General features: G+C 37.4%; 24 protein-coding genes. 15 read left to right on the top strand and 9 right to left on the bottom strand.

Annotation, left to right across the window (positions count from 1 at the left end; genetic code table 11):
• Positions 1-336 precede the first annotated feature (336 nt).
• The 3 genes from MHH45_RS12060 to budA all read left to right on the top strand — a co-directional run bounded on the left by MHH45_RS12060 (position 337) and on the right by budA (position 3,551).
• Positions 337-690: a YlbF/YmcA family competence regulator gene (locus MHH45_RS12060; RefSeq protein ID WP_016113275.1), complete on the top strand. Its 354-nt coding sequence runs from the start codon at positions 337-339 to the stop codon at positions 688-690.
• A 392-nt stretch (positions 691-1,082) separates the two neighbouring features.
• Complete coding sequence (alsS, locus tag MHH45_RS12055; protein ID WP_016113276.1) at positions 1,083-2,771, top strand: acetolactate synthase AlsS; 1,689 nt, start codon at positions 1,083-1,085, stop codon at positions 2,769-2,771.
• Positions 2,772-2,792: 21 nt separating this feature from the next.
• Positions 2,793-3,551 (top strand): acetolactate decarboxylase, encoded by a 759-nt coding sequence (gene budA / locus MHH45_RS12050; protein WP_016113277.1) that lies wholly within the window; start codon positions 2,793-2,795, stop codon positions 3,549-3,551.
• A 26-nt stretch (positions 3,552-3,577) separates the two neighbouring features.
• On the opposite strand, the gene MHH45_RS12045 is transcribed toward budA, so the two are convergent.
• Entirely contained in the window at positions 3,578-4,192 is a 615-nt protein-coding gene (locus tag MHH45_RS12045) for a DNA-3-methyladenine glycosylase (RefSeq protein WP_016113278.1), read from the bottom strand.
• A 135-nt stretch (positions 4,193-4,327) separates the two neighbouring features.
• On the opposite strand from MHH45_RS12045, the gene MHH45_RS12040 reads away from it, so the two are divergent.
• The 3 genes from MHH45_RS12040 (at position 4,328) to MHH45_RS12030 (ending at position 8,978) form a co-directional block, all read left to right on the top strand.
• Complete coding sequence (locus MHH45_RS12040) at positions 4,328-5,200, top strand: Cof-type HAD-IIB family hydrolase (protein ID WP_016113279.1); 873 nt, start codon at positions 4,328-4,330, stop codon at positions 5,198-5,200.
• A 139-nt stretch (positions 5,201-5,339) separates the two neighbouring features.
• Positions 5,340-6,830 carry a coproporphyrinogen III oxidase gene (locus tag MHH45_RS12035; RefSeq protein WP_016113280.1) on the top strand — a complete coding sequence of 497 codons (1,491 nt, stop codon included), beginning with the start codon at positions 5,340-5,342 and terminating at the stop codon, positions 6,828-6,830.
• 591 nt (positions 6,831-7,421) lie between these two features.
• Positions 7,422-8,978 (top strand): fatty acid--CoA ligase, encoded by a 1,557-nt coding sequence (locus MHH45_RS12030; protein WP_016113281.1) that lies wholly within the window; start codon positions 7,422-7,424, stop codon positions 8,976-8,978.
• Positions 8,979-9,012: 34 nt separating this feature from the next.
• Here the strand turns inward: MHH45_RS12030 and MHH45_RS12025 are convergent, their stop codons facing one another.
• Positions 9,013-9,483: a hypothetical protein gene (locus MHH45_RS12025; RefSeq protein WP_016113282.1), complete on the bottom strand. Its 471-nt coding sequence runs from the start codon at positions 9,481-9,483 to the stop codon at positions 9,013-9,015.
• 205 nt (positions 9,484-9,688) lie between these two features.
• Between MHH45_RS12025 and MHH45_RS12020 the strand changes: the two genes are divergently transcribed.
• Positions 9,689-11,167: a SulP family inorganic anion transporter gene (locus MHH45_RS12020; RefSeq protein WP_016113283.1), complete on the top strand. Its 1,479-nt coding sequence runs from the start codon at positions 9,689-9,691 to the stop codon at positions 11,165-11,167.
• Positions 11,168-11,223: 56 nt separating this feature from the next.
• Here MHH45_RS12020 and MHH45_RS12015 read toward each other — a convergent pair whose 3' ends face one another.
• On the bottom strand, positions 11,224-12,624 hold the full coding sequence (locus MHH45_RS12015; protein ID WP_016133160.1) for an O-antigen ligase family protein: 1,401 nt from the start codon (positions 12,622-12,624) through the stop codon (positions 11,224-11,226).
• 274 nt (positions 12,625-12,898) lie between these two features.
• Here MHH45_RS12015 and MHH45_RS12010 point away from each other — a divergent pair, with 274 nt between their 5' ends.
• The 4 genes from MHH45_RS12010 (at position 12,899) to MHH45_RS11995 (ending at position 14,689) form a co-directional block, all read left to right on the top strand.
• Positions 12,899-13,687, top strand: a complete 789-nt coding sequence (locus MHH45_RS12010; RefSeq protein WP_016113285.1) for an enoyl-CoA hydratase — start codon at positions 12,899-12,901, stop codon at positions 13,685-13,687.
• A gap of 69 nt (positions 13,688-13,756) precedes the next feature.
• Positions 13,757-14,080, top strand: a complete 324-nt coding sequence (locus MHH45_RS12005; protein ID WP_016113286.1) for a hypothetical protein — start codon at positions 13,757-13,759, stop codon at positions 14,078-14,080.
• 56 nt (positions 14,081-14,136) lie between these two features.
• Positions 14,137-14,463, top strand: a complete 327-nt coding sequence (locus MHH45_RS12000) for a nucleoside triphosphate pyrophosphohydrolase (protein ID WP_003195533.1) — start codon at positions 14,137-14,139, stop codon at positions 14,461-14,463.
• Positions 14,464-14,503: 40 nt separating this feature from the next.
• Positions 14,504-14,689 carry a hypothetical protein gene (locus tag MHH45_RS11995; protein ID WP_000431742.1) on the top strand — a complete coding sequence of 62 codons (186 nt, stop codon included), beginning with the start codon at positions 14,504-14,506 and terminating at the stop codon, positions 14,687-14,689.
• A gap of 45 nt (positions 14,690-14,734) precedes the next feature.
• Here the strand turns inward: MHH45_RS11995 and MHH45_RS11990 are convergent, their stop codons facing one another.
• Entirely contained in the window at positions 14,735-14,938 is a 204-nt protein-coding gene (locus MHH45_RS11990) for a hypothetical protein (protein ID WP_016113287.1), read from the bottom strand.
• 158 nt (positions 14,939-15,096) lie between these two features.
• Here MHH45_RS11990 and MHH45_RS11985 point away from each other — a divergent pair, with 158 nt between their 5' ends.
• Positions 15,097-16,146 (top strand): M42 family metallopeptidase, encoded by a 1,050-nt coding sequence (locus tag MHH45_RS11985; protein WP_016133158.1) that lies wholly within the window; start codon positions 15,097-15,099, stop codon positions 16,144-16,146.
• A 223-nt stretch (positions 16,147-16,369) separates the two neighbouring features.
• Here MHH45_RS11985 and MHH45_RS11980 read toward each other — a convergent pair whose 3' ends face one another.
• From MHH45_RS11980 to MHH45_RS11970, 3 genes are read right to left on the bottom strand one after another with little or no spacing between them, the layout of a single operon-like run.
• The gene (locus MHH45_RS11980) at positions 16,370-17,473 is read right to left on the bottom strand and encodes a Ger(x)C family spore germination protein (RefSeq protein WP_016133157.1); all 1,104 of its coding nucleotides are present in this window, start codon (positions 17,471-17,473) and stop codon (positions 16,370-16,372) included.
• An 11-nt stretch (positions 17,474-17,484) separates the two neighbouring features.
• Complete coding sequence (locus MHH45_RS11975; RefSeq protein ID WP_016133156.1) at positions 17,485-18,573, bottom strand: GerAB/ArcD/ProY family transporter; 1,089 nt, start codon at positions 18,571-18,573, stop codon at positions 17,485-17,487.
• A 4-nt stretch (positions 18,574-18,577) separates the two neighbouring features.
• Positions 18,578-20,125 carry a spore germination protein gene (locus MHH45_RS11970; protein ID WP_016133155.1) on the bottom strand — a complete coding sequence of 516 codons (1,548 nt, stop codon included), beginning with the start codon at positions 20,123-20,125 and terminating at the stop codon, positions 18,578-18,580.
• Between the two features lie 513 nt (positions 20,126-20,638).
• Between MHH45_RS11970 and MHH45_RS11965 the strand changes: the two genes are divergently transcribed.
• On the top strand, positions 20,639-21,592 hold the full coding sequence (locus MHH45_RS11965; protein WP_033671809.1) for a TRM11 family SAM-dependent methyltransferase: 954 nt from the start codon (positions 20,639-20,641) through the stop codon (positions 21,590-21,592).
• 117 nt (positions 21,593-21,709) lie between these two features.
• Here the strand turns inward: MHH45_RS11965 and MHH45_RS11960 are convergent, their stop codons facing one another.
• Complete coding sequence (locus MHH45_RS11960) at positions 21,710-22,018, bottom strand: IS66 family transposase (protein WP_255254996.1); 309 nt, start codon at positions 22,016-22,018, stop codon at positions 21,710-21,712.
• A gap of 13 nt (positions 22,019-22,031) precedes the next feature.
• Positions 22,032-22,178, bottom strand: coding sequence for a YflJ family protein (locus tag MHH45_RS11955; RefSeq protein WP_016113293.1), 147 nt, complete (start codon positions 22,176-22,178; stop codon positions 22,032-22,034).
• Positions 22,179-22,616: 438 nt separating this feature from the next.
• Between MHH45_RS11955 and MHH45_RS11950 the strand changes: the two genes are divergently transcribed.
• Positions 22,617-24,065, top strand: coding sequence for an amino acid permease (locus tag MHH45_RS11950; RefSeq protein WP_033671806.1), 1,449 nt, complete (start codon positions 22,617-22,619; stop codon positions 24,063-24,065).
• Positions 24,066-24,081: 16 nt separating this feature from the next.
• Positions 24,082-25,410: a 4-aminobutyrate--2-oxoglutarate transaminase gene (gabT, locus tag MHH45_RS11945; protein ID WP_016133152.1), complete on the top strand. Its 1,329-nt coding sequence runs from the start codon at positions 24,082-24,084 to the stop codon at positions 25,408-25,410.
• Positions 25,411-25,430: the final 20 nt, after the last annotated feature.

Below are 25,430 nucleotides of genomic sequence, written 5' to 3'. Positions count from 1 at the left end.
GGTTTTCAATCGGTTTTTTCAATATATATTGCTTTCTCACCATCTCAGTTACGGCTATGAAAACAACAGGAGATGTCCACTCGCCTTCTCCTGTTGTTTTTACTTGGCATGGGGTAGGAAAAGGAACTGACCGCTTCTATGCATGGGCGGATGCTCTCTCCACCCTAAAAAGAAAGGTTTTCAATCTGTTTTTCAATTTGTACTTATACATACTAATAAATAAAGTGAAAATTCTTCACATCTCGTGCATAGTTTGTTATTGTAAGAAGGTGCGTATCAAAAGGCACTCAAAGGGCGGGGACAATAGACCAAGCCCGTTAAAGGAGGAAAAATACAATGACAAAAAACATTCATGATGTTGCATATGAATTACAAAAAGCAATTGCAGAAAATACAGATTTCCAAGCTTTAAAAGCAAGTTATGCAGAAGTACAAGGGGATGCGGCATCAAAACAACTGTTTGATCAATTCCGTACAATGCAAATGGGCTTACAACAAAAGATGATGCAAGGACAAGAAATTACAGACGAAGATAACCAAAAAGCACAAGAAGTTGTAGCGCTTATTCAACAAGATCCAAAAATCGTAAAGTTAATGGAAGCAGAGCAACGCTTAAATGTTGTAATCGGCGATATTAACAAAATTATTATGAAGCCACTTGAAGAATTATATACTGCATATCAAGCTTAATGAGAAAGGCGTTTCCTGAGAGGGAAGCGTCTTTTTTTTATGGAGTTCGCAGAAGTTCCTTTTCTCAATCAATTGCATAAAAAGAAAGTTTTACAGGGAATAAAGTAAAGATAGGGCAAGGAATATTTGTTGAGAAAACCTTTAAAAATATGTAATATAAATGGAAAAATTTATAAAAAATATTATTTTGATATAAGAAGATGCATGTAAGGGTTTTCATTTTTTATTGTCAAAATAATTTCGAATTCATATTGTTGGAAAAGTAATACGTTTATAATATAATAATCAACAAGATATATTACACCAAGTTAATTAACAATATGTAATATATGAGTGATTTACATAATAACTAGCTTTATTGTACACGATTTTGACATAAAGGGATGATTAGTTTGAGTACAGAAGTAAAAGCAAACAACGTGAAAACAACAACAAAAGGAGCCGATCTTGTTGTCGATTGTTTAATCGAACAAGGAGTTACACATGTTTTCGGTATTCCAGGTGCAAAAATTGATTCTGTGTTTGATGTGTTGCAAGAGCGTGGACCTGAGTTAATCGTTTGTCGTCATGAACAAAACGCAGCATTTATGGCAGCGGCTGTTGGGAGATTGACAGGGAAACCAGGGGTATGTCTTGTTACATCGGGACCAGGGACATCAAATTTAGCGACAGGTCTTGTTACTGCTACGGCAGAGAGTGATCCCGTTGTTGCTTTAGCGGGTGCAGTGCCGCGTACAGATCGTTTAAAACGTACGCATCAATCTATGGATAATGCTGCACTATTCGAACCAATCACAAAATATAGCGTAGAAGTAGAGCATCCTGATAATGTGCCAGAAGCACTTACAAATGCATTCCGCAGTGCAACTTCTACTCATCCGGGAGCAACGCTTGTTAGTCTGCCACAAGATGTTATGACTGCTGAAACGTCCGTGTCATCTATTGGCACGCTTTCTCAGCCGCAACTTGGTATCGCTCCCACACATAAAATTGCAGCAGTTGTAGAACAAATTAAATCTGCAAAATTACCAGTTATTTTACTTGGTATGAGAGCGAGCACAAATGAAGTAACGAAAGCAGTTCGTGAGTTAATTGCTGATACACAATTGCCGGTTGTTGAAACGTATCAAGCAGCTGGAGCAATTTCACGTGAATTAGAAGGTCATTTCTTTGGACGCGTTGGGTTATTCCGTAATCAACCAGGCGATATTTTATTAGAAGAGGCTGATCTTGTTCTATCTATCGGTTATGACCCAATTGAGTATGATCCGAAGTTTTGGAATAAGTTAGGGGACAGAACGATTATTCATCTTGACGATCATCAAGCTGATATTGACCATGACTATCAACCAAATTGTGAATTAATTGGTGATATTGCATTAACGGTAGATAGCATTGCAGAGCAATTACCAAGACTTATCTTGTCAACAAAATCAGAAGCTATTTTAGATCAATTACGTGCGAAATTATCAGAGCAAGCCGAAGTGCCAGTTCGCGATTCACAAGGGCTTACACATCCACTGCAAGTCATTCGTACACTTCGTTCGTTAATTGATGATGAAACAACTGTTGCATGTGACATCGGTTCACATTACATTTGGATGGCGAGATGCTTCCGTTCTTATGAGCCACGCCGTTTATTGTTTAGTAACGGTATGCAAACGTTAGGTGTTGCACTTCCTTGGGCAATTGCAGCGACATTGGTGGAACCAGGTAAAAAAGTTGTTTCTGTTTCTGGAGATGGTGGTTTCTTATTCTCTGCAATGGAATTAGAAACGGCAGTACGCTTGAATTCTCCAATTGTACATCTTGTTTGGAGAGATGGTACATATGATATGGTTGCCTTCCAACAAATGATGAAATACGGCAGAACATCAGCGACAGAATTTGGTGATGTTGATATTGTAAAATATGCAGAAAGCTTCGGTGCTATTGGACTTCGTGTGAATTCTCCAGAAGAGTTAGAAGGGGTATTACAAGAAGCATTGAAAGCAGAAGGCCCTGTTATTGTTGATATTCCAATTGATTACCGCGATAACATTAAATTAAGTGAAAAATTACTACCAAACCAATTGAACTAATGGTAAAGGAGTAGAATAGACATGAGTATTGCACAATTATTAGATATTGATGCGAAAAAGATGAAAACGAATAATGAGGTATATCAAACATCAACAATGCTAGCTTTATTGGATGGTATATATGATGGCATTATCAACTTTGATAAATTAAAAGAGCACGGCGATTTTGGCATCGGTACGTTTGATGAATTAGATGGTGAAATGATTGCTTTTGATGGGGAGTTTTACCATTTACGTTCCGATGGTTCTGCAGAAATGGTAGCACCGGAAGAAACAACACCGTTTGCCACTGTAACATTTTTTGAAAAAGAAATGAGTTATACAATTGATCGTCCAATGAATCGTGAAGAAGTAGAATCTTTATTACAGGAATTAATGCCAAGTAAAAACTTATTTTATGGTATTCGCATGGATGGAACATTCCGTGAAGTAAGAACAAGAACCGTTCCGCGTCAAGAAAAACCATATACACCACTTGTAAAAGTGACAAAATCACAGCCGATTTTTTCTTTCTCTCATACGAAAGGAACAATGGCAGGATTTTGGACACCAGATTATGCGCAAGGTATTGGAGTAGCCGGTTTCCATCTACATTATATTGATGATGAACGAAGCGGAGGCGGACATGTTTTTGATTTTACTGTAGAAAACTGTACGATCGAAATTTGTCAAAAAGCACATATGCATTTAGCACTTCCAGAAACAGCTGATTTTATGGCAGCTGATTTATCTAGAGAAAATCTTGAAAATGATATTGCGACTGCGGAAGGTGCAGAGTAAAAAAAGAAGCCAATTTGGCTTCTTTTTCATTTAGAGACAAATGGATGTCCCTTAAAATAAAACCGCCAAGGATAATGAACAGCTTCTTCTGCATAGCCAATATTGATGCGTGGGCCTGTTACAATCTCATATTGAGAAGATAGGTGTTCTGCTTCTGGCACCAATTCAATATATAATTCATCACCTTGTAAGGATAAGCCACGTTCTTCTAAAGTAATGCCAAGTGCGCGGCATAGCTTTCCAGGTCCGTTCGTTACATTTTTGTATTGTGATTTCGTAAGCTCTGTTTTACCGTAACGTGCCATTTTCATGTCTTCTATTCCATCGACTGGCTCTAATGCCCGAATCAGAACGCCTTGCGGGGTACCAACTGGAGCTGTAATGACATTAAAACAATGATACATACCATAGATGAGATATACATAAGCATGTCCTGGTGCGCCAAACATAACTTCCGTTCGCTCGGTTCGTCTTCCTCCATAGCTATGTGCCGCTTTATCATCTGGTCCTTTATACGCTTCTACTTCTACAATGAATCCACTTCGTTTTATTCCATCTACTATATGTACAAGTTTATGACCAAGTAAATTTTTAGCAATTTCTAATGTATCGCCCTCATAAAAGGAAGGAGGTGCTTTCATATTGGTATCTCCTTTACTGATGATATACGTATATATTAAACCAAATTTGTGTACGAAATTCTAACTCGTTCTAATTAACAAATTTAGTTCATAAATTATGGATAGAGTAAAAGCAGCTAAGAGGAGGAATGCGACGTGATTTATCGCTTGTTGGCTCTTAATATAGATGGGACGCTCCTGCAGAAAAATGGGAAGATATCAAAAGGAACACGAGAAGCTATTGATTTTGTCAAACGAAAAGGTGTATATGTTACGCTGTTTACAAGTCGGCACTTTCAATCGGCTCATAAAATAGCAAAGTCATTAAAACTAGATTCTATATTAATTACGCATAGCGGTGCTTTTATTTCTGCTTCATTAGATAAACCACTCGTTCAAAACCGATTATCAGAGGAAAAAACGTTTAATATCGTGCAAGTGCTTGAACATTTTGAATGTAATATCCGTATTTCACATGAACGTTTTTCTATTGGTAACCGTGAGCGGAATACACCAAACTTAATTGCGCGCACTGTATTATCAAGTTCGGATCCGTTATTTTATCCTGTTCAATTTGTAGATTCATTAGGTGACGTACTGCGTGATCAACCTGTTACAGCTCCGAAAATTGATGTTGTCTTTGCAAGTAGAGGAGAAAGAGAACGCGCGCTTAAAACGTTGAAAAAAGCATTTGAAAATGTCGAGTATATAGAATCCGATGGGGGAAGGGTAGAAATTCTTCCGCTTCATGTATCGAAATTAAGAGGATTGCAATTATTAGGGGAACACCTTGGGATTGAATTGAATGAAATGGTGGCAATTGGAGATAGTTTGGAAGATTTAGATGTCATCGCGGGCGTTGGATTAGGAGTTGCAATGGGAGATGCACCTATTCCATTGAAGCAAGCAGCAGATTGGATTACACGTTCCAATAGTGAAAACGGAGTGGAATATATGATTAAGGAACATTTTCGAAAGCAATTTCCACTTCCATTTTTAAAAAATCACTCGCAGGTTCATAAATGGTGACAAGATGACGAAAGAACGCAGCCTGAAAGCTGCGTTTCTTAGTGTTTGTCTTTCCGGGAAAATGAGGAAAAGCTTCTATATTGACCTCTAGTCACCCTTCAAGTAAACTAAAGAGAGTTTACAAATGAAAAGGTGATAAGTGTTGTTAATTTCAATAAAAACGTTACAAGATGATCGTTTTTTACGTCCGCTACAAAATATTAGCGGCTTATTTTTTGAAGAAAGCACGATAGGATTTGAGAAAGAAGATGCGAATCTTATTGTTGAAATAAAGATAGAAGGAAACGTGACAGCTTCAGCACGTTTAACAGACGTTGCAACTGGAAATGTATATGAAGAAACGTTTGAAAAAGATTTATCTTCCTTCACAGTAGAAAAAGAACGTGTGAAACAAGTAAAACATGTTGTTTCATATGTGTATCTTTCTGTCTTGCAACAGCTAACTGGAATTGAGCAAAGTTGGGGGATTTTAACAGGAGTACGTCCAACGAAACTTCTTCATAAAATGCTTCAAAATGGCATGTCAAAAGAAGAAGCGCATAAAGAACTTCGTGAAAGCTATTTAATTCATGAAGAAAAAATTGAACTTCTGCAGCGCATCGTGGACTGTCAATTAGCAGTTGTTCCAGATTTATATCGTTTGAAAGAAGAAGTAAGTATTTATATCGGTATTCCGTTCTGTCCGACAAAATGTGCATATTGTACATTCCCAGCGTATGCGATTAATGGACGTCAAGGATCGGTTGATTCTTTCTTAGGAGGCTTACACTACGAAGTCCGTGAAATTGGTAAGTTCCTAAAAGAAAAAGGTGTTAAGGTTACAACGATTTATTACGGAGGCGGTACGCCAACAAGTATTACAGCAGAAGAGATGGACATGTTGTATGAAGAAATGTACCAATCGTTCCCGGATGTGAAAGAAGTACGCGAAGTAACAGTTGAGGCAGGTCGTCCTGATACGATTACGCCAGAAAAACTAGAAGTATTAAATAAATGGAATATCGACCGCATTAGTATTAATCCACAGTCGTACCATCAAGAAACGTTAAAAGCAATCGGGCGCCATCATACGGTGGAAGAAACGATTGAAAAGTATCATTTAGCACGTCAAATGGGAATGAACAATATCAATATGGACTTAATTATTGGTCTTCCAGGTGAAGGGCTAGATATTTTTAAACATACGTTAGATGAAACGGAAAAGTTAATGCCGGAATCATTAACAGTTCACACATTATCATTTAAGCGTGCTTCTGAAATGACGCAAAATAAGCGTAAATATAAAGTGGCAGGTCGTGAAGAAATTACAGCGATGATGCATGAGGCTGAAGAGTGGACGAAGAATCATAACTACGTACCATATTATTTATACCGCCAAAAGAACATTTTAGGTAACTTAGAAAATGTTGGCTATGCGATGCCATCGCAAGAAAGTATTTATAATATCGTGATTATGGAAGAAGTACAATCTATTATCGGTCTTGGCTGCGGTGCATCAAGTAAATTTGTTCATCCAGAGACAGGAGCAATTACGCATTTTGCAAATCCGAAAGATCCGAAATCATATAATGATGGTTATATCAAATATACAGAGGATAAGCTTGAAATTTTAAAAGAGCTATTCTCTTAAAGTGAAACTTTAATCCGTGGGGGTTTTTCTCATCCCCCATGGATTATTAGTTGAACCAATCGGGCTTTTACGGGCAGTTTATCTCACACCTAACTTCTTGGCTTCTGCTAAAATTTAAGGTGGGAGTATTACGGCCCGTTAAAGCGGGGTAAGAGGCTGGCCTAAAGGTTCGCATATTGCGAGTTTTTAGGTTTCAGTCTCTTTTTTATATAAATGAGCTATTGTTTAAATAATATTTTAAAAAGTTTAAGTCGCTCATCCCAATCTTTTGGAAAATACGGGTCAAGTGAATGTCCAAATTTGTTAACAAGTAACTCAAAATCATTCTTTGGATGGAAGAGAGAATCCGTCCATGCATAGAAGAGATCATTGTTTTTTAGCCCCAAGCCAAGTAAAAGAAAAGGGAGAAAATGAGCGGAGAACTCCTTTTGTTTTCATAGCAGATACGTGTATGCCTACAAATCAAAATGGATATATATTTGTAAAACGATGTCGAGAATGATCAGAAAAAGAAGGTAAAAATGTAGAGGAAATGTCTACTTATAGACGAAATGATAGAATTATGAAAGTTAAAAGGGGGCATATTTTGACATGTATATGACGATTGGGAGGATTTTTGATTTAACGGTAGGGAAATATGCAAATAAAGAAGCGTTAGTAGAACCAGAAAAGAACATTCGTTGGACATATAAAGAATGGGATGAACAGATCAATAAGACGGCGCAAGCATTATTAGCAGAAGGTGTGAAAAAAGGAGATACTGTATCTGTTTATTTATATAACTGTCATGAATTTGTAAACGTTTATCTCGCTTGTGCTAAAATCGGTGCGATTTTCAATCCGATTAATTTCCGTTTAAAAGCAAAAGAAGTAGCTTATATCCTCATGGACGCATCCTCAAAAGTCGTTGTATTTGAAAAAGACGTTGAACAGACAGTTGCTGCCATTGAACGGGATTTCCCAAATAGTTCTTTTTGGTACATAGAAGATGACGCGCCTTCATACGCTGCTTCTTATCATGAAAAGGTAAATGCAGCTTCATCTGAGGCAGTGGATATTGTCGTTGAGGAAACAGATTATTGTTCGATGCTCTATACGAGCGGTACGACGGGTCATCCAAAAGGGGTGCTACATCGTCATCGTGATATGGCTGAACATAGTATGATTTGTACGTATTTCTTAAAATATAACCGTGATAGTATTGGCCTTGTAGTAGCACCGCTGTACCATTGCGGTGAATTAAATGCTGGTATCATACCAAGAATTCAAGTTGGCGGGAAAAATATCATTTTACATCACTTTGATACAGAGACGGTTTTACATACAATTCAAAAGGAAAAGATTACAACATTTTTTGGAGCACCAACGATGTGGAATATGCTGTTACAAGAGGATTTATCACAATATGAATTACGGTCGATGAAAATTGGAGTATATGGCGGAGCTGCGATGGCACCAGCGCTCGTAAAAGAATGTAAAGAGCGTCTGCATATCGATCTTGTTCAAATTTATGGAATGACAGAGATGGGTCCCGTTATTGCATTCTTAGTAGAAGAAGATCAAATTACGAAAGCTGGTTCAGCTGGAACGCCTTGTTTTAGTCACGAAATTCGAATTGTAAAACCGAACGAAGAGGGGCCGGCAGAACCAGATGACGTGTTACCACCTTATGAAGTGGGAGAAATTATTTCACGTGGACCAACTATGATGGCAGGATATCATAATCGTGAAGAAGCAACAGCAAAGTCTATGTATAAAGGATGGTACCATTCAGGTGATCTCGGTTATTTTGACAAAGATGGTTATCTATATGTAGCAGATCGTGTTGACGATATGGTTATAAGTGGTGGAGTAAATATTTATCCGCGTGAAATTGAAGATTTCTTGCATAGTCATCCTAGTATACTGGATGTTGCAGTACTTGGTGAACCGGATGAACTATGGGGTGAACGTGTTGTTGCGGTAGTGGTCAAAAAGGATGAACATATTACAGCGGCAGATTTAGAAAAATATTGTAAAGAAAGTGATGGATTAGCAGACTATAAACGACCACGCCACTACGTATTTGCAGATGAACTTCCTCGTAATGCGAGTGGGAAGCTACAGAAATTTGTACTTAGAGAGTCATTAAAAGGTGCTAAACAATAAAAAAAATGCCTTTCCAATTTGGAAAGGCATTTTTTTATTTGCGTGAGAAACCTTCTTCATCAAGGTATTCTGCAGCTTCTGGATAAGAATTGAATGTTCCGTCTAAGTTATTACCTGCGTACACATTCCACATATCGTCTTCTTGGATAAGAGTAAGAATATGGCCGTCTTCATTATGCCATTCTTCTTCTTTAGTAGGTGCAGCCTGTGCGACTACTTCTTCGGGCTCTTGGGATAGAAGTTCAATTGATTTTTGGATTAATGAGCGTAGTTCGTCTGCTGAAAATTCACGGATGTTAACCATGCCTTTATCGTCTGTTTTATAGCCGCGAATGCCGCTAGCGTATACGAAACCATTCCCATTTGGATGTAAATGATAAACAACGTTCTTTTTGTCTAAGCGACTTTCTTCAAAGTGAAAGTTCACACGTTTTAATGATACATTTTTTCTTTCTAATTGCGGGAAAGATTCGATAATCGATAATTTTTCTTCAAAAGTTAGCATATTGCCTCCAAATATATAGTAAAAGATTTAATCCGTTCATTATAGCATAGGGGGATTTTTTTCTAAAGCGTTAGCGAGAAGGGAATGTGAAAAATGAAGGCGGTTACTTCACGATACTGTAAAGAGTTTATTCTAAAAGGTACTGACGAATGCGCCTTTCTCCCGTTACAATGGAACGTGGACATTATACAGAGGTGGTTTTTTTATGGTTCAAAAAATAGCAAAAGAATGTTTAGCGGGTTTTACCGTGGCGATTGTTGCACTGCCGCTCGCAATTGCATTTGGGATTGCCGCAACGGGGACATCTGAAGGGGCGTTAGTCGGATTGTATGGTGCGATTTTTGCGGGATTATTTGCAGCGTTGTTTGGTGGCACAGCAGGGCAAGTAACAGGTCCTACAGGTCCAATTACGGTGATTGCGACAGGAGTTATCGCAACTCATGGACTCGAAGCGAGTTTTATCGCATTTATGATGGGCGGGTTGTTTCAAATTTTATTTGGTGTATGCAAGCTTGGATCTTATATACGCTATATTCCATATTCCGTCGTTTCAGGGTTTATGAATGGAATTGCACTTATTATTATTTTAGGTGAAATGAAGCATGTGAAGAATAGTTTTTTACTGGTTCTTTTGACCATTCTCGTTATGCTTGTTGCAGGAAAGTGGATTAAAGCGATTCCGGCGAGCTTAGTTGCATTAGTTGGGGTTACAGCAACGTTGCCGTTATTTTCGCATGTATTACAAGGACTTACGATTCAATTACCTATTGTGGGAACGATTCCGCTAAACAAGATGATTGAAAAAATTGGAGCAATTCCAGAAGCGGTGCCTTCTCTTCACTTACCACCTTTTAGTGGATCAGTAGTTCTTGAACTTATTTTTCCAGCGCTTAGTATTGCTTTATTAGGATCAATTGACTCTTTATTAACATCTGTTGTGATGGATAACGTAACAGGTACGCGCCATAAAAGTAATAAAGAATTGATTGGCCAAGGGTTAGGGAATATCATGAGTGGATTATTTGGCGGATTAGCAGGAGCAGGAGCAACTGTAAGATCGATTGTGAATATAAGAAGTGGCGGGAAAACAGCATTGTCAGCTTGTATGCATAGCATCATTTTATTTATTTTCATTATGGGGCTTGGTACAGTTGTACAATATATTCCACTTGCAGTACTATCGGGTATTTTAATTTTGACAGGTATCGGAATGTTTGACTGGGATAGCATGAAAAAGATGCGTGTAGCCCCAAAAGGTGATACTGTCGTTATGCTTTTAACGATGGTGATTACAGTGAAATTTGATTTAATGATTGCGGTTGCGTTTGGCATAGTGCTTTCCTTCATTTTATATATGGTGCAATGTAAAGAACGAAAAGCTTCTATTATAAAAGAAGAAGGGCAAGAGGCAATGTATATGATTCGGGGACCGCTTTCCTTTTTATCTGTTGACCGTATTTTCTCTTCTTTGCAAGAAGTGAAATCTCATTTGACATTACGTTTGAATGACGTGCAGTATATGGATACTTCAGGAGCGATGGCGCTATTAAACTTTGTGGATCATACGGAGAAAATGGGTGCAAGTGTAACGCTTGAGCGCTTACAACCGCATGTTGAAAAGACGCTGCTAAGTTTGGCAAATGATGAACAAAGAAAAAAGTTACAAATGGTGAAAGAAAAGTAGAATTGTAATGATGAAAAGCAGCATCCACATAATTGGATGCTGCTTGTAGAGTTTTCTTAATCTGCTTTCAAATCAACAATGACATAGGCTAATATTACGACAAAGAAAATACTAACAGCTGGTGCGGTTAATACATGTCCAGCCGTAAAGGCAATACCTAGTGCTAGTACTAGCACACTGGCAAGGAGCATATATCTTACAGTTATAATGGATTTGAAATTCGTAATGATGCGAATGAATAATCGAATGCCGAAATAAACAAATGGTAACAGATAAAGCAGAAAACCAATGATTCCAAATGAAAAGAATAAATCATGAAAGTCCATTTCAATTAGTTTAACTGCATCTTTATCTTTATAGTTTCCTGCGTATCCCATACCGAATAACTTTTGTGATGTAGGGGCCTCTTTATAGTATTGTTTATACACTTGTAAGAATTTATCACGGTCACTATAAATTAAACTATTCATTTCTCCACTTGTTAATTTTCCTTCTGCACGTCTTTTGGCTTCTTCAGGATCCTCTGTAATTACTTTACCTTCTCTTCTTGCTTGTTCTTCGCTTGCTAATTTTTTATCTTCATATATTTGTAAATGAATGCCCATATTTTTTGCAATAGGAGTAAGTGGTGTGACTGCCAATAAACCACCTAGTACAACAAGAGCAACAAAGATATTAACAAGATGTGTAATTCCTTTACCTACTTTTTTACGTTGCATCATATATTCAATAATAGAAAAGAGAAGTGCAACGCCTAGTGTAAGGATAATTGCTCCATAGCCCACTTTTGTTCCGACCATAATACTGGCATACATCGCTAAAATTGTTGGAATCCAGTAGTATACTTTAGAAAAAGAAGTTGTTTTCTGTACAGAGTAGAGTACAACCATTGGGAACGTGATTGCTAAAATAGAACTCAATTCATTTCCCGCGAAGAACCATCCTCTAGAGCCGGTTTTTTCGTATGAATAACTTGAGAAATCTGTTCCGGATGCTATAGATACAATCATAACCATACTTACAATTAACGTTGCATATAAGAAATATGTAATGAGTTTATCAGAAGCATACTGTTTATCTTTTAGTTCTTTAAATACAAGAATATATCCAAACAATAAAACGACTGGATATGTACTTTTCAAAATGAATTTAATTTCCTCGCCAAAAGAAACGGGGTGCTTGACGATCATATTGTTGACAAGCCCAGCAGCAAGTACGATACCAAGCAAGACTAGATAGAAAATATATTTCTTATTACCAGGTTGTTTCCAATTGAAAAGTAGATATCCTAAAGCGAGAGTCATAAAGGCAAATCTTACTACAATTCCGACTGTCGCACTCATATGTAATGTATAGATAGAGAAAGATGTTAATAAATCTAAAATTGGTTGCAACACGATGAATAGTAACAGGAAATGTGGGAAGTAGTTATTCGTTTGTTTCAACTTGTTAACCATGTTTTCCTCCATTTCTTCATTTTCGCGTGATTGGATGAACGAATTTCTATGTCTATTTGATACATCAACATAAGAATACACCATTTTATTATAATGGTAAATAGACGAGGCTATGCGGAAAATCTCTTGAAAAGAAGTTATTTTCTTTCATTATAATAGGGAATATATAAATTTTCGAGTGCATTAGACAGAAAATTACGAAAAAAGAAGGGTTTTACACCTCTTTTCTTTAATTATATAAGTATAATCTTTAAGGAAGAAAGAGGGATATATAATGGAAGTAAAAAGCAAAGCCGAGTCTGTAGTTGTGAAATATGAAGGACGAGTAGCAACGATTATGATGAATCGCCCAGAAGTATTAAATGCGTTAGATGAACCTACGCTGCAAGAATTGTTAGCAAAGCTGAAAGAAGTAGCTGAAAGTTCAGTGCATATTGTCGTATTATGCGGGAATGGACGTGGCTTTTCTGCGGGTGGAGACATTAAATCTATGCTTTCAAGTAATGATGAAAGCCGCTTTGAAAGTATTATGAATACTATTTCAGAAGTTGTTGTAACGTTATATACAATGCCAAAACTTGTGATCAGTGCAATTCATGGCCCAACTGCGGGGCTTGGCTTAAGTATTGCGTTAACAGCTGATTATGTATTGGCAGACATTTCATCTATCATTGCGATGAATTTTATTGGAATCGCTTTAATACCAGACGGCGGGGGGCATTTCTTCTTACAAAAACGTCTTGGTGAAAATATGGCAAAACAAATCATTTGGGAAGGTAAAAAGTTACCAGCAACAGAAGCGCTAGAGCTTGGGTTAATTGACGAAGTTATCGGAGAAAACTTCCAAGGGGCTGTGAAACAAAAAATAAATGAATGGCTTCAAAAACCAATTAAATCCATGATTCAAACAAAACAAATTCTATGTGAAGTCAATCGTTCGAATTTAGAACAAACGCTTCAGCTTGAAAAGCGCGGACAATACGCGATGAGAAAAACAGCTGACCATAAAGAAGGAATTACTGCATTTTTAGAAAAACGTCCGCCAGTGTTTAAAGGGGAATAAAAAAGGAAGAAAGTGCTAACACATTTTAGTATAATTGTGTTAGCACTTTTTTAAGTAATGAGGGAAAAGATGAAAAGAAAAATTATATGTATAATCAGTTTACTACCACTTATTTATTTTGCTCTACATAGCACACCAACGCTTGCTGTTCGCACAGCTTTATTCTTTGAAGGGTATCCAAAGGTCGCTATAGGAGGGGAGATTACGAAAGAAAGAAATATAGAGAAAGAAGCACTTCCTGCAGCTTATCAAACATTGTATGGAACAGAAAATAATGAATCAGACCATTACTTCTTTCCGCATGTACAAGCTCATGGAACAGGGATTGATATGATTAGTGCGTGTGTAAAGAAGAGATGGTTTTTCTATCAAGCAGAGCTCGGATGCTACTAAATAGAGGAAGAAGCTATGCTATAGTATAAGTATGATATTTTGGTGGAGGTAGAACTATGTCAACTTATAATAAACTAGTTAGAGATCTCGTTCCAGAAAAGATTTTAATGTCTGGAAAAACATATACTTCAAAAAAATTAACTGGTCAAGCATACATACAAGCATTAGCGAAAATCGGAACAGAGGAAATTCGTGAATTCGCCTCAATGAAAGAACGTGAACACGCATTAGATTCACTGGCTGATGCACTAGAAGTCATCATCTCACTAGCGCGTGCAGAAGGCGCAACATTTGAAGATATTGAGCGTCTTCGTAAGCAAAAAGAAGAAGAACGCGGTGGATTCCAAAGAGGAATTTATTTGCTGGATGTTTCGGAGGAGTAGTTTGATAGAGAGTATCTATTTTAGATAGGGAGAACATTACATGGAAAACAGCAAACATTTGTATCAAGTTGGGGATTATCGTCTATGGCTAAACACAGAAACAGGGGCTTTACAAATGAAACTTGACGGGAATAGAGAATTGTATAACATACCGAAAAACACGAAATTGTACGATCGGCTGTTAAACGACTTTTTCAGCAAGCCAGTAGAGCAGGAAAATAAGTAGTTAAGATAATTGATAACTATATATAGATGAAAAGCTCACCCTTTTCTAGAAAGGTTGAGCTTTTTGCTGTTTTGCTTTTGCTAGTTTTACTTTCGTTACAAAAAGACCAATGATAAAAAATATTCCGGTTAGCATCCATCCAATTGTAATCGCAGTAGAGGTATGAAGAACATAAGAAACCTGTAAACAAAGCAAAGATGATAAAAACCAAATTAATGCAATTTCTACATGTTTTTTCGTTACTTTCATTATAATTAATCCCCTTTGTTAAATGTACTATAAAACATTTTACCATAATTATGTAATTGTAAAAGTAAAATATACAAAAATCTCCATCGTTATTAGTAGAGGTTTTGTAATAATTTAGGTATACTGAATATTAGAAAAACAAAGTGGAGGGGACTGCATTGGCACATCATGCAAAAGAAACAATGGAATTAATTAAACAGCTTGTTTCCATTCCAAGCCCATCTGGAAATACAGGAAAAATCATTAACTTTATTGAAAACCACGTAAAAGAGTGGAATGTAGAAACGAAGCGTAACAATAAAGGTGCTCTTATTTTAACGTTAAAAGGGAAGAACGATGAGCAGCATCGTTTACTAACTGCTCACGTTGATACTTTAGGTGCAATGGTAAAAGAAATAAAATCTGACGGTCGCCTTCGCTTATCGATGATTGGCGGATTTCGCTGGAACTCTGTTGAAGGAGAATATTGCGAAATCGAAACAGCGAGCGGAAAAACATATACGGGTACAATTTTAATGCACCAAACATCTGTCCATGTATACAAAGACGCAGGTGAAGCAAAACGTGATGAAAAAAATATTGAAGTTCGTATCGATGAGCGCGTATCTTCAGCAGATGAAGTTCGTGAACTAGGAATCGAAGTAGGGGACTTTGTCTCATTCGACCCACGTGTCCAAATTACAGAGAGCGGCTACATAAAATCACGTCACCTAGACGACAAAGTAAGCGTGGCAATTCTACTAAAATTAATTAAAAGATTACAAGATGAAAACATTACATTGCCATACACAACACATTTCTTAATCTCTAATAATGAAGAAATCGGGTATGGTGGTAATTCCAACATCCCAGAAGAAACAGTAGAATACTTAGCTGTCGATATGGGAGCATTAGGAGATGGTCAAGCATCAGATGAATACACAGTATCGATTTGTGCCAAAGATTCTAGCGGGCCATACCACTACGGTTTACGCAAGCATTTAGTTGAACTTGCGAAAGCAAACAACATTGAATATAAAGTAGATATTTACCCATACTACGGATCAGATGCATCCGCAGCAATCTGCGCAGGATTTGATGTGAAACACGCACTAATTGGAGCGGGAATTGATTCTTCTCATGCATTTGAGCGTACACATGAGAGTTCGATTGCACATACGGAGGCGCTTGTATTTGCTTATGTAATGTCGGAGTTGATTGGAGAATAACGAAAAGAGGTTACCTGGTATCGGGTAACCTCTTTTGTATGGCGAATGTTGTCGGAGTAAGCATCAAATATTCCTCACCTACAATTTGTAAATAACTTATGAGGGAATCTTCTTACATACTACATGTGAAGGTTTTTTTATGAAAAAACAGCTAGTAAAGAAATTAACCTTTCTAAAATTGAAGGGGCTTGCAATTTTGGTACGAATCTTAGTTGAGCTCATGTTACTTAATCGTTCCCATCCCACCAATTTCTACATTTACCTTGACGTTTACATCGCCCTTTGCTAATGCCTTATTCCATCTATTTTGGACTTTTTTCCATTCTGGATACGTGTAAGTTCTTGCATATAGCCCAAGCCCAATCGGATCGATTTTGGTAGCTTGTATTTTCTTTATTAATTGCTTGAAATCAGCTTCCAGCTTAGTTTCAATAGCTTTTTGTAATTTTGCTGCGTCCTTTCTTGTATTGAACGAAAAAAGTCGTTCTGTAATACCGATTCTCATCTTTACATCTATATTAAATATAAAATGATTATTATACTTAACCTTTGTCTTTACTTTAATATTTTGGGCACTAAAGCTTATCCAATCTTTATCCTTGCTATCCGACATTAGTTTAATTGCAATTGTAAATGGAAACTCACCTTTCGTTTCTTGCTGCAAAATGCGTAATAGTTTGTTTTCATCAGATTTTAGCGTTAATTTATACCTTCCTTTTTCATCCAACAAAGCTGTACCTGTCACCCATATTTTATTCTTTTTTTTCATCTCAGTAATACTTGCTGTAATCCCTTTGTCTGCTACTTGTTCATGTAATTTTTGAAGAGTTGTTTTTACTGCGATATTTCTTAAATAGGCGGTATCAACTAGTTTTGTTAAATATAAAGGAAGTCGGGGCTTATCTTTTGGGTGATAAAAGATGACGTCCGAAACAGGTCCATCTACAGCAACAACTCGTGTGGTAACTGTATTTTTGGGGTCTCGATAAAATGGATCGAGGTAATTTTCCCAGTTTTTTTGTTTCATTAGCCGCTTTCCAACTAAAATAACCTGTGTTTTACTTCCCGAGGTTAGCGCCATAACTGTAGCATCAAATTTGTCTCTAGAATTTCGAATTGTAACAGATTTCACACCAGTAGTTTCTTCTTTTACTTTTGCTTCTTTATTAAAAACAGGACTTGATATATATACCAATAAATTATTATTACGATCTAAGTCGATACCAAGGATAAGGGTAAGGGAAACATCTTCAACATTTGTCTGATCAAAGCATCCAGTCATCATGAACACCGATAACAAAATACAACATAGTACTTTTCTTTTCAATGTATCCCCCCCTAGCGAGACTTCTCATATACCCAGCTATACATCCATAAAATGATAGGTGATATATACGTCAATCCTAATCCAGCATTCGATACTACCTGTTGCCAAGTTTCGGCTTGATTCCAACTAGGACGAGTCCAAAATGCGAAGCCGATAATGAGCAATAATAGAACAACGACATGAGAGCTGTGATCTTGTTTCCCAAGTAATTGGCTCGAACAAAATACAGCGCAGTATATGCAAGGAATCCAGGCTGTGGAAACAACGGTTAAGTAAACAGCCAATAAAATCATGTCAAAACGTTCTAAAAAACGAAATTCAATTACTTTAAGTAAATTTAGTACCGGTTGGTTAAATTGTGTAATGCTATCGGGGCTAAAATAGGAAAAGCAAATAATAGTAGCAAATAAATAAAATAACATCGTTAAAGTGTTTGCAATAACCATTCCATGGACTGCATACTGTTTTTTTTGTAAAAAGGGATATAAAAAGAACGCAATATCAAACCCTAAATAAGCAAAAATAGTGGTCGGTACAGCTGTTAATACAGGTTTCCACCCTTCTTTTAAGAGCGGAAAGAAGGGCATCAGGCTTCCGCCATCTTTTAGCGGTATCAAAAAAAACAGCGGAATCCAAAGCATCATATAAAAAGTAAGTTCAGAGTACCGCCCTATAATACGAAGGCCGTTGCGTACAACAAGAAAGGTAGGAATCGAAAACAAAAAGATAATGATATAGTCAGGCGTTTTCGGAAGAAGCCATCCCTTAAGATAAAGCATAGCGTTCACAAGAATAGTACCGGAATAAAAGGCAAAATATATCATGTAAATAATAACGAGTGCTTTCCCTACTATTTTTCCGAATAATCGTATAAGAATGTCGTAAAGCGTGTCCTCGGGATATCTTGCAGCTGTTTTCACGATAAAAATACCTGATATTGTGGAGAATACCCAGCCGATAAGTATAGCTATCCATCCATCTGTTCCAGCTTTTTCTGCAAGCAATCGTGGGAGAGATAAAACTCCAGTGGCCACCTGCATTCCATTGATTAAAAAAATATACTGCATAAGAGTGATGTCATTATAGGCATATTTTTTCATAGTTTCACCTTTTATTATGGTTTTTTCTTTGTCGAATAGATTGAGTGGCTCCCGTACCTTTAGAACGACTTCTTATCGCCCATAAAGGAAAGCGTACAAAAGCATCCTTCATATCTGCAAAGCGAAACGGTGCTAACGGAGTTCCGTAAGGGGTACCTAGCGATTCAAGACTGATGAGATGCGCAATTAATGTCATCCACCCGATAACAAGTCCTACAATTCCAAATAAGGAAGCTGATAGCATCATTGGAAAGCGTAAAAGTCTGACTGCCGCTCCCATATCATAATTAGGGATAATAAAAGAAGCGATGGCTGTAATAGCAACAACGATAATCATAATGTTGCTTACAATTCCCGCCTGAACAGCAGCCTGTCCAATAATAATTCCGCCCACAATTCCAACTGTCTGACCGATCGGAGTAGGCAGCCGTAAAGCCCCTTCTCTCATCGCTTCCAATGTCATTTCCATAAGCAGTGCTTCCATAACTGGAGAAAATGGTACACGCGTTCTTGATTCCGCAATAGACAAAAAAAGCTCTACAGGAATGACTTCAAAATTAAAGGAAATAAACGCAACATAACTCGCAGGTAAAAATAGAGCAATCATAAAAGCGACGAAACGAAGTATACGAATAGATGAGGCAACTAACCAACGTGTCCCGTAATCATCAATTCCTTGAAAAAAAGATATAAAATTTGTCGGGGCAATTAATACACTAGGGGAATGATCCACAACAATCACAAATCTTCCCTGGAGAATATGAGATACAGCCACATCGGGTCTTTCAGTTAACATAAATTGTGGAAACGGTGAGTACGGGTTATCTTCAATGAATTCGATAAGTTCACCAGTACTTTCAATAGCGTCGACCGTAATATCTTGAATCCGTGTTTCTAATTCCTTCAGCACATCTTCAGAAGCTACATCTTCCAAATATAAAATAGAAATCCTCGTTTTGCTTCGTATACCAATTATTATTTCTTTTATCATTAATTCGCGATGAGGAATATATCTTCGAATCATTGCGATATTTTGACTTCCAGTTTCTGTGAATCCTTGATGCGCACCTTTTAGAGCTATCTCGTTATGAGCATCTTCAATATTTCTTTGTGGCCATCCTTTCGTATCCAATTGATGCGCTGTTGTTCGGCCGTGGATTAATAAAACACTATCTCCTCCAAAAATAGCATTTTCAATCTGACTGCACGTATTAATAATTTTAATCTGTCCTAATGTAATTGGAAGTTCCGTATTCGTATCAAAAGCACTATTCATTAAAGGATTTAGAACGTGATGTTGAATCAATTGTTTATCTGTTAATCCAGACAAATACACTAAAGCTGCTTCTAATCCATCTGCTGTCATTTGAAACCGACGAATCACTAAATCAGGTGCTTGACGAAATACATTCTGAATATCAGCTATGTTTTTCGATAAATCAGCGTCTAAGAGGGAGGCCTCTATATTTTTTTTCGAAAAATGAGTATTGTCTTGTATTGAAAATGACTTAGGATTACCTCTATATTTTAACCGTTTCAGAAATTTAGCCATGACTCCCTCACTTTCTACGTGCCTTCTATAGTATGTTTAGTATGTATATATTAAGAAAAGATATCCTAATAACTAGAGAGGCAACGCCAGAATTATTACTATAGATGTCCAGTAACCAATTCTCCAAAATAAAAAAGTATTTCTCTCTGTATGACTAGTAGAAAGAAATACTTTTTTTATTCCGCTATTCGCGGGCAGTAAGACTCCCGCTTCGAAATTCAGCAAAAGCAAAGAGGATAGGTGAGTGTGATTAAAGTTTCACTTTGTTTGAATCATATGATATCATTTAACTTTATTAAAAAAGTATGTGAGCGATTGTAAGGAGTTAGGAATACGAGCTAATTCCTAGAAATAAAATATTCTTTAATAAGTAAAGAATCCGATGAAAAGAACTAATAAAAAGAGACAAAGTTGCCTCGGCTTATTCGTCCCTTTTTCATATATTTCATGTTATATGGTGCTACTGAGAATGATAGGGAAGAACAATTTAAAATGATAAAGGATGCGAACAGATTGAATAATCACAGCACAACACCGGCATTTATATATACGTATGCATTCCGCGAAGATGAACGATCTTTATGTTATATGGAGATGCGCTCTCTTTTTGGAGTTGAGTCTCATGTTAACATTTTGAAAAGTAAGGTCAAAATTGAGCCGAGTCGAAGTCCGTTTATGAAAGAACGAATCGAAGTGATGTATGAAGGAGACGACTTGGCAAATATTTTAGAACAAGTAGAACAAATTGATTTGGCAGGAGCTACATTCAAAGTTATTTTTGTTAAAATTAATGATCTCAATGAATCGAACAAAATAGAATACGGACAGCGGCGTGTAATTGAGAGAGAAATCGGCATGCAGATTGAAGGGGAAGCGGACGTGCATCATCCAGAGCGTGTATTTGGAATTGTTCCTCTTGGTGGTCGTTGGTATTTTGGAGAATATATTGAAAGTGAAGCTGTTTGGTATCATCACGTGAAAAAACCACGCAGCTATTCTACGTCACTTAGCACACGTGTTGCGAGAGCTGTTGCGAATATCGCTGTGCCAAATCCTGATGGAGTCAAGGCGATTGACCCGTGTTGTGGTATAGGGACGGTACTGGTAGAGGCACTGTCCATGGGAATTGACATCGTGGGCCGGGATATAAATCCTCTTGTTGTAATTGGATCTAGAGAGAATATTGCGCATTTTGGATTTGAAGGAGACGTAACGGTAGGGCCGATTGCGGATGTCACAACTAATTACGATGTAGCAATTATCGATATGCCGTACAATTTATTTACACATGCGACACCAGAAGATCAATTCTCAATTCTTACACATGCGCGTCGTTTTGCGAAAAAAGTAATTGTTGTAACCATTGAGACAATGGATCACATGATTAAAGAAGCTGGATTTGAAATTACAGACCGCTGTATAGCTAAAAAAGGGACATTTTCTAGGGAAATTCTTGTTTGTGAATAGAGAAAGTCTTTTGTAATGAAAAAAGGAAAGTGATTGGTATATATGCCAATCACTTTTTTCTTTATTACTCAAAGGAATTGTTAAATCTTCTATTCTAGGATTAAGGGTATTTACTTGTTAAGCTTTGTAGTAACTGCTTAGCCTAGTGTTAGATAGTTTACTAGGAAGGCAACAAAAGGAGGCATGCCTTCTTTTGTTGCCTTGTACGGATTGTTTCTGTTTTTTAATCGTAGAAACTACACTGCGAATGCGACAAAATACAACGCCATCCTGTTCGTTTCGAAAGGTACCAGAGATATTTTCCTTTACCTTGGCCATTCGCAAGTCACGCTCTGCTTGATTGTTGCCAAACGGGACAAACGCATTCCGAATATGGTGAGAAACGGTCGATATATTCGAAAGAACAGTCGATATCGTTTTATTGATGAATCATAATAGATTACTTTTCTTTGAGTTCTTCTTGCTTTTCCGCTAATAAATTACGTAAAACATGGGCACGATAGCTTTCTAATTTTTTTCCGTCCAAATAACGAACTCCTAATTTTTTTAGTTCTGCTACGTACCATCCTTTTGTTCCAAAATACATGGAGATCACTTCCTTTTTGCTTTTAAACAGTATATGTTTTAGAATTTATAAATTTCTTTTTTTATACTATATAACTGAATTTAAAATAAATGTTGAATATTCAGTCTATTTGTATTATTATTAGTTTATTATCGGATGACAGTGATTAGCCTCTCTGCATGCCCGGATATGATTTCGTTCAATTTAATCGAGGATGATTGGCTTCTTTCCACTTGAACTTCCTTAGCAGGAAGACGAGCCATAAGGATAGAGACAGTAAAATCCAATGTAATTCTTTACATTGTTTTTCTGGCTCTTTTTATTTTTCCTATAAATAGGAAAAGGGTGAGCGTTACATATGCTTATTAGAAGACCGATTTAGAAGAAGATGTTAAGAAAGCGTTATCAATCATGGGCGATGTTTCGATCTTATGTATGTTCACTCTAATAGAAGGATTTATGAAAATAAATACTTATAGGTTGGTGATCTTTTTGGTGAAAGAAAAAAAGGAACTGCAAAAAGACTTGAAAACCAGGCATATCACAATGATTTCAATTGGCGGGGTGATCGGGGGCGGATTATTTGTAGGAAGTGGGACAATTATTCAATCAACCGGCCCAGCGGCCATTTTGTCCTATATCATTGGCGCTTTAATGGTTGTACTTGTGATGCGGATGCTCGGGGAGATGGCTGCGGTAAACCCTGATAGTGGTTCATTCTCAACATATGCACATAAGGCAATTGGACCTTGGGCAGGGTACACAATCGGTTGGTTATACTGGTTCAATTGGCTCATTATTATCGCAATCGAAGCGGTATTGTTAGGAGTGATGATCAATAATTGGTTTCCTTCCATACCAACATGGCTAGCGAGTTTGTTCGTGATTATCATGATGACAATGACAAATGTTTATTCAGTGAAGTTATACGGGGAGTTTGAATATTGGTTAGCGCTTATTAAAGTGGTAGCGATTCTTGCATTTTTAGTTTTAGGAGTTTCTATGATTTTTGGACTTGTACCTAATGTAGATAGACCGGATCTTTCAATCATCTCTGAAAACGGGGGCTTTTTTCCAAAAGGAATTATGCCAGTACTACTTAGCGTTGTGTTTATTTCTTTCTCTTTATCGGGGAGTGAAGTAGCAGCGATTGCGGCCGGAGAGTCTGACAATCCAGAGAAGAATGTAATAAGAGCGATTAACAGTGTTGTATGGCGTCTTATGATTTTCTTTGTAGGGTCTGTATCGATTTTGGTCATTTTTATGCCGTGGAACAATGCAGAATTATTGAAATTGCCTTATGCAAGTTTATTTCAGATGGCAGGAATCCCTGCGGCTGCGGAAATCATGAATGGGGTCGTATTTCTATCGCTCCTTTCGGTTATGAATTCCGGAATATACACGAGTTCTCGTATGTTATTTTCACTTGCGAAAAAAGGAGATGCCCCTCTAATGTTCTCCAAGTTAAATAGTAGAGGGACACCAGTTTGGGCGATCTATGCAAGTATCGTATTCGCATTCATTTGTGCCATGCTAAAGTTTATATCTCCTGATAAACTATTTGCTTTTTTAGCGAATAGCTCAGGCGGCGTTACGATGCTGATGTATATGTTCGTTGCCGTTTCTCATATCAGGTTGAGAAGAAAAGCTGAAAGAGAAGACCCAGGGAAACTAAAGGTGAAAATGTGGTTATTCCCTTATCTCACATATGCAACACTTGCGATGATCATTACGATATTTGTTGCACAAGCGTTTATAGCGGATATGCGTATGCAATTTTATATGACGATGTTAGCGACTGCCGTAGTAATCGTAATCTATTTCCTAAGAGATAGAAATAAGCGAGTGCCAATAAAAGAAGATTTTACGATTATACAAGATTCGAAAGTTAGTTTAGAGAAGGAGTAAGAAAGGGGAATGTTCCATGTTAAAAGAAAAGCAAAATATTGTAACGACAAAATCTGATAGTCTACATGAGAGAAGAAACAATGCGGTGCCTGAGGGTCCTTATAATATTACGCAGTTATATGTCGGGTCGGCAAAAGGGGCAATCATTACGGATGTAGATGGCAATGAATTAATAGATTTTGCAGGCGGGATTGGTATGCAAAATGTCGGGCATTGTCATCCGAAAGTAGTACAAGCCATTCAAAGCCAGGTGGCATCTTCTATTCATAGTTGTTTTCATGTAGCGCCGTATGAAAGCTATATTGAGTTGGCTGAGAGATTGAATGAATTAACGCCAGGAGATTTTAAGAAAAAAACAATGTTTGCAAATAGCGGGGCTGAAGCAGTAGAGAATGCTGTAAAAATCGCTAGGAAAGCGACTGGGCGCAGTGCCGTTGTTTCATTTGAACGTGCATATCACGGGCGGACACTTCTGACAATGTCTCTTACGAGTAAAGTAAAACCTTATAAGCATGGATTTGGTCCATTTGCATCAGATGTATACAAGTTGCCTTATCCGTATTATTACCGCGCGGAAGACGGCATGACGAAAGAAGAAGTAGATGGGCGAATTTTAGCGTATTTCGAACGTTTTATGTTAGAGGAAGTGGCAAGTGATAATATCGCTGCCATTATTTTGGAACCGCTTCAAGGTGAGGGTGGATTTATTGTTCCAAGTGCAACGTTTATACAAGGCGTCAGAAACCTTTGTGATAAATATGGAATTATCATGATTGCTGATGAAATTCAAACGGGTTTTGCTCGTACTGGAAGTTTGTTCGCAATGGATCATTTTGGCGTTGCTCCTGATTTAATGACATTTTCAAAATCAATTGCTGCAGGTATGCCGCTTAGCGCAGTAACAGGAAGAGCGGAATTGATGGATGCGCCTGGGCCAGGACAACTTGGCGGCACTTTTTCGGGAAGCCCGGTTGCTTGCGCAGCTGCACTTGCTGTTTTAGATGTAATTGAAGAAGAGCAGTTAGTAAAACGTGCTGAGGTAATCGGAAGCCGGATGATGGAAGTATTCCATAGCTGGAAGGAGAAATACGAATGTATTGGAGATGTGAGAGGCCTTGGGGCGATGACGGCGATCGAGCTTGTAAAGGACCGAAATACGAAAGAACCAGCAGCAGAAGAAGTAAAAGCGATTATGCAAGAAACACATAACAAAGGTGTAATCACAATAAGCGCTGGTATTTATGGTAATGTCCTTCGTTTCTTACCGCCGCTTGTTATTACAGATGAACAGCTTGAAGAAGGGCTTCATATTCTTGAAACGGCAATTGCGAAACTATCAAAATAGGAAACGATGATGGAGGCAGA

This window comes from Bacillus sp. FSL K6-0042, assembly GCF_038006685.1.
GTDB lineage: Bacteria > Bacillota > Bacilli > Bacillales > Bacillaceae_G > Bacillus_A > Bacillus_A pseudomycoides.
Note: the sequence above shows the minus strand (reverse complement) of the source record. Positions and strands in the feature narration are given on the sequence as shown.